The organism is Acidovorax sp. LjRoot118, assembly GCF_964253575.1.
Classification (GTDB): Bacteria; Pseudomonadota; Gammaproteobacteria; order Burkholderiales; family Burkholderiaceae_C; genus Acidovorax.
Map to the genome: position 1 here is coordinate 1,532,626 of NZ_CAXURB020000001.1, position 12,472 is coordinate 1,545,097.

10 protein-coding genes are annotated in these 12,472 nt (G+C 66.5%); 4 read left to right on the forward strand and 6 right to left on the reverse strand.

What is annotated here, in order from left to right; all coding sequences use genetic code 11:
• Nucleotides 1-29 precede the first annotated feature (29 nt).
• Together katG and ACSQ9E_RS07140 are read left to right on the forward strand one after the other, a co-directional pair.
• Complete coding sequence (gene katG / locus ACSQ9E_RS07135) at nucleotides 30-2,234, forward strand: catalase/peroxidase HPI (RefSeq protein ID WP_436217293.1); 2,205 nt, start codon at nucleotides 30-32, stop codon at nucleotides 2,232-2,234.
• Between the two features lie 114 nt (nucleotides 2,235-2,348).
• Entirely contained in the window at nucleotides 2,349-2,738 is a 390-nt protein-coding gene (locus ACSQ9E_RS07140; protein WP_436217294.1) for a carboxymuconolactone decarboxylase family protein, read from the forward strand.
• A 5-nt stretch (nucleotides 2,739-2,743) separates the two neighbouring features.
• Here the strand turns inward: ACSQ9E_RS07140 and ACSQ9E_RS07145 are convergent, their stop codons facing one another.
• Nucleotides 2,744-3,286: a PAS and helix-turn-helix domain-containing protein gene (locus ACSQ9E_RS07145; RefSeq protein ID WP_057206148.1), complete on the reverse strand. Its 543-nt coding sequence runs from the start codon at nucleotides 3,284-3,286 to the stop codon at nucleotides 2,744-2,746.
• A 90-nt stretch (nucleotides 3,287-3,376) separates the two neighbouring features.
• Between ACSQ9E_RS07145 and ACSQ9E_RS07150 the strand changes: the two genes are divergently transcribed.
• A complete protein-coding gene (locus ACSQ9E_RS07150) occupies nucleotides 3,377-4,084 on the forward strand; it encodes a CoA transferase subunit A (protein ID WP_436217295.1) in 708 nt (235 codons plus the stop codon).
• Between the two features lie 2 nt (nucleotides 4,085-4,086).
• Nucleotides 4,087-4,725 (forward strand): 3-oxoacid CoA-transferase subunit B, encoded by a 639-nt coding sequence (locus ACSQ9E_RS07155; RefSeq protein WP_428000074.1) that lies wholly within the window; start codon nucleotides 4,087-4,089, stop codon nucleotides 4,723-4,725.
• A gap of 119 nt (nucleotides 4,726-4,844) precedes the next feature.
• On the opposite strand, the gene ACSQ9E_RS07160 is transcribed toward ACSQ9E_RS07155, so the two are convergent.
• From ACSQ9E_RS07160 to ACSQ9E_RS07180, 5 genes are all read right to left on the reverse strand, one after another.
• Nucleotides 4,845-5,138: a DUF4148 domain-containing protein gene (locus tag ACSQ9E_RS07160; protein WP_436217296.1), complete on the reverse strand. Its 294-nt coding sequence runs from the start codon at nucleotides 5,136-5,138 to the stop codon at nucleotides 4,845-4,847.
• A 52-nt stretch (nucleotides 5,139-5,190) separates the two neighbouring features.
• Entirely contained in the window at nucleotides 5,191-5,484 is a 294-nt protein-coding gene (locus ACSQ9E_RS07165) for a DUF4148 domain-containing protein (RefSeq protein WP_436179014.1), read from the reverse strand.
• A 345-nt stretch (nucleotides 5,485-5,829) separates the two neighbouring features.
• Nucleotides 5,830-10,413 carry an Ig-like domain-containing protein gene (locus ACSQ9E_RS07170; RefSeq protein WP_436217297.1) on the reverse strand — a complete coding sequence of 1,528 codons (4,584 nt, stop codon included), beginning with the start codon at nucleotides 10,411-10,413 and terminating at the stop codon, nucleotides 5,830-5,832.
• Nucleotides 10,414-10,585: 172 nt separating this feature from the next.
• Nucleotides 10,586-11,440, reverse strand: coding sequence for a class I fructose-bisphosphate aldolase (locus tag ACSQ9E_RS07175; protein WP_436217298.1), 855 nt, complete (start codon nucleotides 11,438-11,440; stop codon nucleotides 10,586-10,588).
• Nucleotides 11,441-11,482: 42 nt separating this feature from the next.
• A complete protein-coding gene (locus tag ACSQ9E_RS07180) occupies nucleotides 11,483-12,463 on the reverse strand; it encodes an aldo/keto reductase (protein WP_436217299.1) in 981 nt (326 codons plus the stop codon).
• Nucleotides 12,464-12,472 lie beyond the last annotated feature (9 nt).

Below are 12,472 nucleotides of genomic sequence, written 5' to 3' on the forward strand. Positions count from 1 at the left end.
GTGCCTGAACCACTTACAAGGAGAGACCCATGACAACAGAAGCCAAGTGCCCCTTCGACCACAGCAAGGCTGCCGCGCCCAAGGGCCGCGGCAACGCCGACTGGTGGCCCAACCAGCTCAACCTGCGCCCCCTCAACCAAAGCTCGCCACTGGTCGACCCCATGGGCGACGGGTTCAACTACGCCGAGGAGTTCAAGAGCCTCGATCTCGCCGCCGTGAAGGCCGACCTGCATGCGTTGATGACCGACTCGCAGGACTGGTGGCCGGCCGACTTCGGCCATTACGGCCCGCTGTTCATCCGCATGGCCTGGCACAGCGCCGGCACCTACCGCCTGGCCGATGGCCGGGGCGGTGCGGGGGCCGGGCAGCAGCGCTTTGCGCCCCTGAACAGCTGGCCCGACAACGCCAACCTGGACAAGGCGCGCCGCCTGCTGTGGCCCATCAAGCAGAAGTACGGCCGCAAGATTTCCTGGGCCGACCTGATGATCCTCACCGGCAACGTGGCGCTCGAATCCATGGGCTTCAAGACCTTCGGCTTTGCCGGTGGCCGCCCCGACGTGTGGGAACCCGATGAAAACGTGTACTGGGGCGCAGAGACCACCTGGCTGGGTGGCGACAAGCGCTACAGCGGCGAGCGCGACCTGGCCAAGCCCCTGGCCGCCGTGCAGATGGGCCTGATCTACGTGAACCCCGAAGGCCCCAACGGCAACCCCGACCCCATCGCTGCAGCGCGCGACATCCGCGACACCTTTGCGCGCATGGCCATGGACGACGAGGAAACCGTGGCGCTGATCGCCGGCGGCCACACCTTCGGCAAGACCCACGGCGCGGGCGACGCCGCCCTGGTGGGCAAGGAGCCCGAAGGCGGCGGCATCGAGGACCAGGGCTTTGGCTGGATCAGCAAGCACGGCAGCGGCTTTGGCGGCGACGCCATCACCAGCGGCCTGGAAGTCACCTGGACCACCACCCCCACGCAGTGGAGCAACAACTTCTTCGAGAACCTGTTCGGCTTTGAATGGGAGCTGACCAAAAGCCCGGCCGGCGCCCACCAGTGGACCGCCAAGGGCGCCGAGGCGACCATCCCCGATGCGCACGACCCCTCCAAGAAGCGTGTGCCCACCATGCTCACCACCGACCTCTCGCTGCGCCAGGACCCGGCCTACGAGAAGATCTCGCGCCGCTTTTTGGAGCACCCTGAACAGTTCGCCGATGCCTTTGCGCGCGCCTGGTTCAAGCTCACGCACCGCGACATGGGTCCGCGCGTGCGCTACCTGGGCCCTGAGGTGCCGGCCGAAGTACTGATCTGGCAGGACCCGATCCCCGAGGTGGACCACGCCCTGGTGGATGCGCAGGACGTGACGGTGCTCAAGGCAAAGATCCTGGCCTCGGGCCTGTCGGTTGCGGAACTGGTGTCCACCGCCTGGGCGTCGGCCTCCACCTACCGCGGTGGCGACAAGCGCGGCGGCGCCAACGGTGCCCGCATCCGCCTGGCGCCGCAAAAGGACTGGGAAGTGAACCAGCCGGCGCAACTGGCCAAGGTGCTGGGCAAGCTCGAAGCGATCCAGCAGGACTTCAATGCCGCGCAGACCGGCGGCAAGAAGATCTCCATCGCCGACCTCATCGTGCTGGGCGGCGCTGCGGCCGTCGAGTCCGCTGCCCGCAGCGCCGGCCAGGAGGTCAGCGTACCCTTCGCCCCGGGCCGCATGGACGCCTCGCAAGAGCAGACCGACGTGCCCTCGTTCGAGGTCATGGAGCCGCTGGCCGATGGCTTTCGCAACTATGTGCGCCCCGGCCTGGAGGAAGCCGTGGCCGAGCTGCTGATCGATCGCGCCAACCAGCTCACCCTGACGGGCCCCGAGATGACGGTGCTGGTGGGCGGCTTGCGCGTCCTGGGCGCCAATGCGGGCCAGGGCTCGCATGGCGTGTTCACCCAGCAGCCCGGCGCGCTCACGAATGACTTTTTCGTGAACCTGCTGGACATGCGCACGCGGTGGCAGAAATCCGGCTCGGCTGCCGGTGTCATTGAAGGGGTGGACCGCACTACCGGTGCAGCGAAGTGGACGGGCACCGTGGCCGACCTGGTGTTCGGCTCCAACTCGCAGCTGCGTGCGCTGGCCGAGGTATATGGCAGCAGCGATGCGCAGGCGGTGTTCGTGCAGGATTTCGTGAAGGCCTGGACCAAGGTCATGAACCTGGACCGTTTTGACCTCGCTGGCGCAACCGCCGACGCCTGAGTGAGCTGACAACGCCACCGTCCTTTCCCTTCGCGGGGCAGGGCCGGTGGCGTTCTGCTTTCCGCAGGGGCGAGCCGGCTAACATGGCGGCCCCAACCGTATTGGAGCGCCCGCATGACCCAACCCCCATCCTCCAAAGACTTCGACAAAGGCCTGGCCACGCGCAAGCAGGTCATGGGCGAGGACTTCGTGGCCAATGCCTTCGGCAACGCCACCGAGTTCACCCAGCCCATCCAGGAGTTCATCACCCGCAATGCCTGGGGCGATGTCTGGCAGCGCCCGGGGCTGGACCTGAAGACGCGCAGCCTGGTCACCGTGGCCTTTCTCACCGCGCTTGGCAAGCAGCACGAGCTCAATGGCCATGTGCGCGGCGCGCTCAACAACGGCGCCACGGCGGCCGAGATCCAGGAAGTGCTGCTGCACGCCAGCATCTACTGCGGCCTTCCCGCAGCAGTCGATGCCTTTCGCACGGCCGCCGAGGTGATCGACGGGCCGAAAAAATAGGGCTGTCAGCCCGCCAGCAGCTTGTGCACCAGGTCGGCGGCTGTGGACGCGTTGTACTTGCGCATGAGCCGCGCGCGGTAGATCTCCACCGTGCGGTGGCTGATGTCCAGGGTGCGCCCGATCTCCTTGGAGGTCAGGCCTTCGAGCAGCCGCGCGGCCACTTCGCGTTCGCGGCCGGTCAGCTCGGCCTTCACGGGGCGCTGCGAGCTCAGGTCCTCGAAGCTCCAGATGCCCGAGGCGTGGGGGTCTTCGCGGTTCAGGGCGCGGCCTGACACATGGCACCAGAACACCTCGCCGTTGGCACGCTTCATGATGCGGTTGTCGGCGTAGTGGCCCTTGGCGTTGAGGATGGGCTCCATGTGCGCGCCCAGGCGCTCGTACTCGTCGGCGCTCGGATAGAGTACCTGGAACGACTGGCCGATCAGCAGCTCGCGCGAGGCGCCGAACATCTCGCAGACCTGCCGGTTGCAGTCCACCATGGTGCGGTTGCGCGAGAGCACCAATCCCACGGGGGCCATGTCAAACGCGAGTTTGTAATCAACGTCCATCGGTGGCGTCCATAGTGCAAATCTTTACGGGGTACTACTTATGTCTGTACGTAGTATCGTAGCGCATCCAACATTCGCAAGGAGATCGTGGTGAACAAGATATTTCCCTCCGCAGCCAAAGCGCTGGAAGGCGTGGTTGCAGATGGCCAGTTGATGGCTGTCGGCGGTTTCGGGCTGTGCGGTATCCCTGAGGCCCTGATCGACGCGCTGCGTGATTCGGCCGTGAAGAACCTCACCGTGATCTCCAACAATGCGGGCGTCGATGGCTTCGGCCTGGGCAAGCTGCTCGAGACGCGCCAGATCAAGAAGATGATCTCGTCCTACGTGGGCGAGAATAAGGAGTTCGAGCGCCAGTACCTGGCGGGCGAGCTGGAGCTCGAATTCACGCCCCAGGGCACGTTGGCCGAGAAGCTGCGTGCCGGCGGCGCGGGCATCCCGGCCTTCTTCACCAAGACCGGTGTGGGCACCATCGTGGCCGAGGGCAAGGAGTTGCGCGAGTTCGACGGCGAAACCTATGTGATGGAGCGCTCGCTGGTGCCCGACGTGTCGCTGGTCAAGGCCTGGCGTGCCGACAAGTCCGGCAACCTGCAGTTCCGCCTCACGGCGCGCAACTTCAACCCTGCGGCCGCGACGGCCGGCAAGGTCTGCATCGTCGAAGTGGAAGAGATCGTGGAAACCGGTGCCATGGAGCCCGACCAGGTCCACCTGCCCGGTATTTACGTGCACCGCATCGTGCACAACGCCAACCCCGAGAAACGCATCGAAAAACGCACCATCACAGAGAAAGCAGGAGCCTGACCATGCCGTGGACCCAAGACCAGATGGCCGCACGTGCGGCGCAAGAACTCGAAGACGGTTTCTACGTGAACCTGGGCATCGGCATCCCCACGCTGGTGGCCAATTTCACGGGTGACAAGGAAGTGTGGCTGCAGTCCGAAAATGGCATGCTGGGCATCGGCCCTTTCCCGACCGAAGACGCGGTGGACGCCGACCTGATCAATGCCGGCAAGCAGACCGTGACCACGATCAAAGGCTCGTCCATCTTCGGCAGCGACCAGTCGTTCGCCATGATCCGCGGCGGCAAGATCAACCTGTCCATCCTGGGCGCCATGCAGGTCAGCGAAAAGGGCGACCTGGCCAACTGGATGATCCCGGGCAAGATGGTCAAGGGCATGGGCGGCGCCATGGACCTGGTGGCCGGCGTCAAGCGCGTGATCGTGCTCATGGAGCATGTGGCGAAGAAGAAGGACGGCACCGAAGACTTGAAGATCCTGCCGCAGTGCACCTTGCCCCTCACGGGCGTGGGCGTGGTCGACCGCATCATCACCGACCTGGCTGTGCTGGACGTGACGCCCGAAGGCCTGAAGCTCATCGAGCTGGCCCCTGGCGTGAGCTTCGAGACCCTGCAGGCCAAGACCGGCGTGACCGTGCTGCAATAAGGCAAGGCACATGCCGTGGCCCCATGGGCAACACGAAAAAGGCCGGGGCCCCGCGAGGGGCACCGGCCTTTTTTGCATGCTGGCCGCAGTTGCGGTCTGCAGCCTTGCACTGGTGCGGATTACAGAACGCCGATCTCGCCCGAAGGGATCTGGCCGGTGCGCACGGCTTCGGCAGCAGCGGCACGCACGGCGGCGCGGTCGGCCTTCGATTGGTAGGTCACCACGCGGGAACCGGCAGGCTCCATGCTGTGCTTGCGGGCCTCCACAGCGGCTTCGGCAGCCACTTCGGCGCGGGTGCGGTTGGTTTCGAACTTGAGGGCGAACTGCGAGCTGTCGGCTTCATCGGCGTAGGCACCGAAAGACGCGAAAGCGGCGACGGCGGCGATGGACAGGAAACGTGCGGTGTTGTTCATGGTGATTCTCCGATCAAATGGGGGTAGGGGGCTTGCTGCAGGGCGGTGCGGATTACAGGTAACCAGCTTCGCCCGACGAGATCTGGCCGGTGCGCAGGGCTTGTGCAGCCTCGGCACGCACGGCGGCACGGTCGGCCGTCGATTGGTAGGTCACCACGCGGGAACCAGCGGGTTCCATGCTGTGCGTGCGGGCCGTCACGGCCGCTTCGGCAGCCACTTCGGCGCGGGTGCGGTTGGTTTCGAACTTGAGGGCGAATTGCGAGCCATCGGCCTCGTCGGCATAGGCGCCGAACGATGCAAAAGCGGCCACAGCGGCGATGGAGAGAAAGCGTGCAGTCGTGTTCATGATGAAAATCCTTGAAAGATAAAAAGCGTCTCGAAAACCGGTACAAAACTGTTTCGGACCGGGTTCGGTGAGTCGCCTTGCGGGTTCGGCTCATCGATGGGTTGAACTGTACGCCTGGTGTGTTCATGGAAAAACCACCCAGTCGCGAACTGACTGTTCCAGTTTTGAAAACAGTTGCGCGAGCGACAGGCATGAAAAAAGCCCGCGGCTGCATTGCAGCCGCAGGCCGATGAAGAACTTCTCAGGGGCTTAGGGCAACTGGCTCCAGTTCTGGTTGTTGCCGCCGTTGCAGGTCCAGGTGAGCAGGGGCGTGTCCTGCACCGTCGAGTTGTTGGGTACGTCGATTCAGGCGCCCGATGCCCGGTTGCGGATGGTCGAGCCCACGAGGCTCCACTGCGCTGTGTTGCCGGTGCTGCAGGCCAGTTGCACCACACCGGCGCCGCTGGCTGCAGCGCTGTCCTGCGCCAGGCACAGGTTGCTGTGTTTGGCGACCAGTTGCACATAGCCCCCGGTGATGTTGCGCAAGGTGAAGGTCTCGTTGTCCGCGCTGCCGCAGGGCCACTGGATGGCCACGGCCCCGCTGGCCGCCGAGGCCCCCCGGATGTTGATGCACATCGTGCTCTGGTTGGACCGCAGCCGTGCCGTGATGTCCGAGCCCGTGTCCAGCGAGCGCACGTAGTCGGCCAGCGCCAGCCGGTCCGCTGCCGGCAGGCCTGCGGCATTGCCGTGGCCACCCGCGATCACGTCCAGCACGCTGGCCTTCTGGCCGTTGTGCAGGTAGGCCTTGGCGGCCCAGCTGCCGATCAGCGTGGGCGTGTCGAAGCCCACGCCGGCCAGCGGCTGGTTGGCGCCCTTGCCAGAGGATGCCTGGATGCTGCCCACGTCGTGCCGCAGGCCGTCCTGGAAGGTGCCGCCCGCATGGCAACTGGCGCAGTTGGCGTTGGCGAACAGGGTCTGCCCGCGCGCGGCCTCCACCGTCAGGCTGCCGTCGGCGGCGCGCGCCGGGCTGCGCATGTACTTGTTGAGCGAGGCGAGGTAGGCCGCCAGGTCGTCGAGTTGGGCATTGCGGCCGGCCTTGGGCGCGCCCAGCGGATCGCTGGTTGCGGCAAAGTCCGCGTCGCTCAGGAAGCCCGTGCCGCCGAAAGCGCTGCGCATGTCGTTCTCGAAGTCCTGCACCTCGTCGAAGTTGGCGCTCCAGTGCAGCTTGCCGTGGCCGGTGCCGCGCCGGCCCTGCAGGCTGATGGTGCGGCGCAGGCCCTCGCCGCGCTGGGTGAAGTCCCAGACCATGCCGTCGTCGCCGCCATCGGCGTGGCAGCTGGCGCAGGACATGTAGTTGTCCTTGCTCATGCGCCTATCGGCCGCGTTGTAGAACACCAGCTTGCCGCGCAGCGCCGCAGCCGCCATGGGCTCCTGCGCCACCGTGGCCACGTTCTGCAGGAAGACCGCCGCCGCGCTGCGCGAGGCCAGCACGTCGGCCACATCGTGCACGGTGACCGAGCGCGCCAGGAAGTTGTTCACGTACAGCCGCTTGCGCGCAGCGTCCAGGTACAGGCCGTGGGGCGCGCTGCTGGCGTTGATCTCGCCGCGCACGGCGCGGGTGTAGGCATCGACGATGGCGATGTTGTTGCCCTCCATCTGCGCCACGAACAGATAGTCGCCCGCAGGGGAGAAGAGGGCGGCGCGCGCCGGTGCCCGGTCGTCGAAGTCGATCTGCTCGGGCAGCAGGTGCGTGGCCTGCGCCAGGTCCACCTGCGAGAGGATGGAGCGCACCGTCTGGTCGTGCAGCAGGTCGCCACCGTCGCGAAAGCGCCCGCGCACGATATTGTCCTTCTTGCCTGGCAGCACGGCGCGGCTGCCATCGGGTGAGATCACCACCTGGCTCAGGTAGTTGGCCACGCCGCGCGCGCTGTTCTCGGTGTCCACCGTGGTCGTGTCCACCGGCAGGGCGATGGTGGACAACAGGCCCATGGAACTGAGGCCCACCTTGTGCAACTGCCCGCCCGTCATCTTGGACTTGAAGCGCGTGACGTAGACGGTCTGCGAATCGGCCGCCACCGCGATGCCGCGCAGGTCGCCCTCCAGCGCCAGCGTGCCCGTGGTGCTGCCATTGGCCGGGTCGAACGCGATCAGCGTGGACTTGCTTTCCAGTGTCAGCAGGCCCTTGCTGCCGTTGGGCGTGAAGGCCACGCCGTAGGGGCCGCTGCCGTAGGGCAGGGCCACCGTGGCCGCGATGCTGCCATCGGCCGGATTCAGCGCCACGAGCTTGTCCTCGCCCTGCACGGTGACCCAGATGCGGCCATCGGGGGCACGCGCCAGGGTCTTGGGCTCGTCGCCCACGCGCGTCTCCCAGCGCTTGGTCAGGGCCAGCGCATCGATGGCGGCCACCGTGCCGCTGTCCGGGTTCACGGCATAGACGCTGTTGGCGTCGCCGACGATGTTGCTCGAATGCGTGGGCGCCGTGGCCGTTGTCGGGAAGATCACGGTCACGTTGTAGGTGTAGAAGGTCTCCTGGCCCGCCGCGTTGCGCACCGTCAGGGTCACCGTGTAGTGGCCGGGGCGGTTGTAGCTGTAGGTGGTGTTGGCCTGGGCCGAGAAGGCGGTCTGCGTGCCGTTGCCGAAATTCCAGCGGTAGGTGACGCCGCTGCCACCACCCAGGCGGGTGGGGTCGAAGCTCAACTGCCCGTTCACCAGCTGCGGCCCGCCGCTCACGCCGGCATCGCCGATGATGGCCTGCGACCTCAGCTGCGTGACGTCTGAATCGCTGAGCACGCGCCCGTAGACGCGCACATCGGCCAGGCTGCCGCGAAAGAAGTCGGTGTTGCCCTGGATCTGCCCCAGCAGCGCGAACTTGTTCGACAGGCCCTTGGTGCCCGTGAGCCCGGTGGAGCTGGTCTTGGTGCCGTCGATGTACAGCGTCTGTGCGCCCGAGGCCGCGTCGCGCGTCATCACCACGTGGTGCCAGTTGCCGTCGTTCACGGCCGCAGTGGAGCGGGTGCCCGGGTTGTTGGCCGCCACATTGCCCACCGAGAGGTTGAGCCGCCCGGTGTTGTCGATCCAGCCCCAGAACACGTCGTCCGCACCGCCCGACTGGTCGCGTCCGAAGAGGCCGGGCGCCGTCCAGGCGTTGGCCGAGCCGGCCTGCGTGGTCTTCATGTAGAAGGCCAGCGAGGCCGTGCCGCCCAGCGCGGTGGCCACGCTGTCGTTCTTGAGCGGCACGCCGCCCGTGCGCTGCGCGAAGTTCAGGCCGATGCTGCTGAACTGGTCGGCCGCCGAGGCCGTGCCGTTGTTGGCTCCGATCTCGTCGGTCAGGGTGCTCGACAGCGGCCAGTGGTTCATGAGGCTGATGTCGGTGGCATTGCCGGTGTGGAACACGGCCTTGTACTCCGCCGCGATGCCGTTGCCCGCATAGTCCTTCACGCCGCCGGCCGTGAGCACGATCTCATAGCTGGTGCCGGCCGCCAATGGCTGCGTGGGGTGGAAGTTGATGATGCCTAGCTGCACGCTGTAGGTGCCGGCCAGCGCATTGCCGTTGACCGGGCGCACGATGAAGGTGCTGGCGCTCACGCTCTCGGGCCGGATGCTGTCGGTCAGGCCCACGCCGATGCGCGAGGTCAGCGCCTGCTGCCTGGCGCCATTGGTGGGCGAGGTCTGCTTGACGGCTGGTGGCGTGGTGTCGGGCGCGGTCTGGTGCACGATGAAGCCGCTGCCCGAGCCGTGGTCGTTGCCGATGAACAGCAGGTTGCCCATGGGCGCCACCTGGCCGTGGTCGGAGTGTGTGTACTCGGGGTCGCTGGTGGCGAACAGGCTGCCCTGGCCCACCTCCACATGGTTGAGCGGGTTGCTCACGTCCACCTTGTGCACCTTGAACTGCGCGCCCTGGAACACGTAGTGGTCCTGCGTGCCGCAGTACAGTTGCTCATCGATGACCAGCCGGTTGTCTTCCGCAACGAACTGGGTGCGGTCCGCGAGGTCGTAGCTGTACATGCGGGCACCGCCGCCGCGTGCCGAGGCGTGCAGGTTCCTGCCGTCGAAGCAGGTGGCATAGTAGTTGGGGTTGGAGCCCACGGTGTCCAGCACCTTGGGGTTGAGCGGGTCGGAGATATCGAGGCTGGCAAAGCCATCGGTGTTGTCCATCGAGGAGAGCACCATGTGGTTGCCCATGGTGAAGATGGGCCCGACGCGAAAGCCCCCGAGCTCGCCGGTGGGCACGGGGTTGGGCTTGCCCACACCGCGGTTGGCGATCACGGCATTGGCCGGGTCGCTCGCATCCACGATGTAGACACCGTCGTTGGCCGAAGCCACGTAGACATAAGGGGCCTGCCACCACAGCTGCCAGGCCACGTTGGCATAGTCGCCGCCATTGACGGTGGGCAGCGCCAGTTTCTTGACCTGCTGAATGTTGTTGATGTCGGTGAAGTCCCAGAACTCGATGCCCTTGATGCTGGGCACCACCACATACTGCTTGCCGCCGATCTTCGCGGTACCGAAGGCGTGGGCCTCGCGGAACTCCTTGGTGCGCCCCTCGGGCTCGTAGATCTTCTTGGCGAGCACGATGGCGCGCGGGTTGGACACGTCGTACAGCAGAAAGCCGCCGGGGCCCAGGCCGCTGTCCGGCGCGAACGAGGTCAGGAAATAGCCGTTGAGCATGATGCCCACGTTCAGCCCGTAGTCCTTGCGGCCGGGGTAGGTGGCCGGCACGTCGCCAGAGGCGCGTGTGATCATGGAGACCGGCTTGAACAGCTCGGCCGAGGTGTAGGTGAGGTTGCCCAGGCCCGGCCCCTGCAGCGGGAGCGGGACCTCGGCGGCCTGCGTGACTGCGGCCGCCATGGTGGTAAGGGTGGTCATCGGGTTGACCCCCGTGATCGCTGCATGCGTCAGCAGTGTGACGAACGGCAGCAGGAGCGCCATCAGGTAATACCGGATTTTCATCGTCGCCTCCAGGTTGTTTGAAGTTCTCGGAAAACTCTCTTCTTCGATCCATCCGACGGCGCTGCCACAGGCGCGCGCAGGCACGCCGGCCGGTGGCACAGTTGCCACCGGCCGCAGGGCTCGTTTTCTCCTGCTCCCCTCTCTCTTCTTGTCGTCTGCAGCGTCGGCGGGATCAGGCCTGCGCTTGCGCGGTCGTGTAGATGTCCCAGGCCGCCGCAGCGCTGGCGCCGCGGTGGATCATGGCCATCAGCGCATCGACCACCGCCGAAGGGTTGGCGTGCTGGTACACGTTGCGCCCGTAGACCATGCCCACGGCCCCCTGGTCGAGCAGAACGCGCGAGCGCGCGAACACCTGCTGCAGGTCCTCGCGGCCTCCGCCGCGCACCAGCACCGGGCAGCGCGCGGCCTGCACCACACGATGGAAGTCGGTGGGGTCGGTGGTCGGGTCGGCCTTCACGATGTCGGCCCCCATCTCGCGCGCCAGGCGCACCAGGGTGACGATCTTCTCTGCATCGCCATCGACCATGTAGCCGCCTTGCTCGTTGTGCGGGCGCATCACCAGCGGTTCGATCATCAGCGGCATGCCGTAGCGGTCGCAGTCGGCGCGCACGCGTGCGATGTTCTGCACGCACTGGCGGAACAGGTCGGGTTCATTGGGCAGCATGAACAGGTTGACCACCACACAGGCCGCATCGCGCTGTACGGCCGGCAGCACCGGGTCGTGCTCGTTCTGCAGCAGGGCCCACATCACGCGGTGGGCGGTGGCGTTGTAGGGGTTGCCCATGTCGATGCGCATCACCAGCGCCGGCTTGCTGCGGCCCGCACGGTCCTGCAGCAGGTCGGCCTGGCCGTAGTTGAGCTGGATGGCATCGGGCGCGGCGGCCACGAGCCTGTCCATCACCTGGGGCATGTCCTCCAGGCCGTTGAGGAAGCTGGGCTCGTTGCAAACACCATGGTCGATCGCGATGTCCAGGCAGCGCCCGTTGGTCAGCAGGCGGTTCAGGCGCGCGGTCTTGTCTTTCGACATACGAAGAAATCCTTGTGTTGGGGTTGTGTGTGGAAAACGGGGTCAGGCCAGTGCCTTCAGGTGCCGGGCGGCGGCCTCGTCAATGCGCTGCACGGCCTCCTCGGGCAGGTCCAGCGCGCCAGCGGTCGCGTTCTCGATGGCTTGCACGCGCACGCGCGCGCCGCACAGCGCCACCGACACATTGCCGCTGGCCAGCGTCCAGGCAATCATCAGTTGGCCGAAGGAGCAGCCGAGCTGCCGGCGCACCGGTTCGAGCTCGTCGAAGAAGGCCTTGAGCCTGGCGCGGTTGGCGGTGCCGAAGCGCGGGTTGCTGGCACGCTGGTCGTCGCCCGTGAACTCGCGCGCCGGGTCGATGGGGCCGGCCAGCAGGCCCAGCGCCAACGAGGAGTAGCCGAGCATGGCCACGTTGTGGCGGGTGCACAGGGGTACCAGCGTCTGCTCGATCTCGCGGTCGATCAGGCTGTAGCGCTCCTGCGCCGCGTCCACGGGGCCGTACTGCAGGTACTCGGCCAGCGTCTCGGGGCTCGCGTTGCTCACACCGATGGCGCGGATCTTGCCCTGCTGCTTGAGCGTGAGCAGGGCATCCATGGTCTCCTCGACCGGCGTGGTGCTGTCCTGCCAGTGGGTGATGTACAGGTCGATGTAGTCGGTCTGCAGGCGCTTGAGGCTTTCCTCCGCTTCATGGAAGATCGATTCGCGGCCCAGGTAGCGGTACACCGGGTGGCCGTCTTCGTCGAAGAAGTGCGTGCCCTTTTGCGTGTGCCACACCAGCCCGCACTTGGTCGCGACCACCGCCTCGTGGCGGCGGCCCTTGAGGGCGGCGCCGACGATGCTCTCGGAGGCGCCCAGGCCATAGGCCGGCGCGGTGTCGATCAGCGTCACCCCGGCGTCGAGCGAGGCGGCAATGGCGTCGGTGGCGGCGGCGCTGTCCTGGCCGCCCCACATCCAGCCGCCCATGGCCCAGGTACCGAGGCCAATGGCCGAGCACTCGATGCCCGAGGGGCCGAGGGTGGTGGTCTTCATGGCTGCATT

What these genes read in the sequence shown, in the direction of transcription:
- katG (WP_436217293.1), top strand. Translation starts at nt 30, where the DNA reads ATGACAACAGAAGCCAAGTGCCCCTTCGACCACAGCAAGGCTGCCGCG.
- ACSQ9E_RS07140 (WP_436217294.1), top strand. Translation starts at nt 2,349, where the DNA reads ATGACCCAACCCCCATCCTCCAAAGACTTCGACAAAGGCCTGGCCACG.
- ACSQ9E_RS07145 (WP_057206148.1), bottom strand. Translation starts at nt 3,286, where the DNA reads ATGGACGTTGATTACAAACTCGCGTTTGACATGGCCCCCGTGGGATTG.
- ACSQ9E_RS07155 (WP_428000074.1), top strand. Translation starts at nt 4,087, where the DNA reads ATGCCGTGGACCCAAGACCAGATGGCCGCACGTGCGGCGCAAGAACTC.
- ACSQ9E_RS07160 (WP_436217296.1), bottom strand. Translation starts at nt 5,138, where the DNA reads ATGAACAACACCGCACGTTTCCTGTCCATCGCCGCCGTCGCCGCTTTC.
- ACSQ9E_RS07165 (WP_436179014.1), bottom strand. Translation starts at nt 5,484, where the DNA reads ATGAACACGACTGCACGCTTTCTCTCCATCGCCGCTGTGGCCGCTTTT.
- ACSQ9E_RS07170 (WP_436217297.1), bottom strand. Translation starts at nt 10,413, where the DNA reads ATGAAAATCCGGTATTACCTGATGGCGCTCCTGCTGCCGTTCGTCACA.
- ACSQ9E_RS07175 (WP_436217298.1), bottom strand. Translation starts at nt 11,440, where the DNA reads ATGTCGAAAGACAAGACCGCGCGCCTGAACCGCCTGCTGACCAACGGG.
- ACSQ9E_RS07180 (WP_436217299.1), bottom strand. Translation starts at nt 12,463, where the DNA reads ATGAAGACCACCACCCTCGGCCCCTCGGGCATCGAGTGCTCGGCCATT.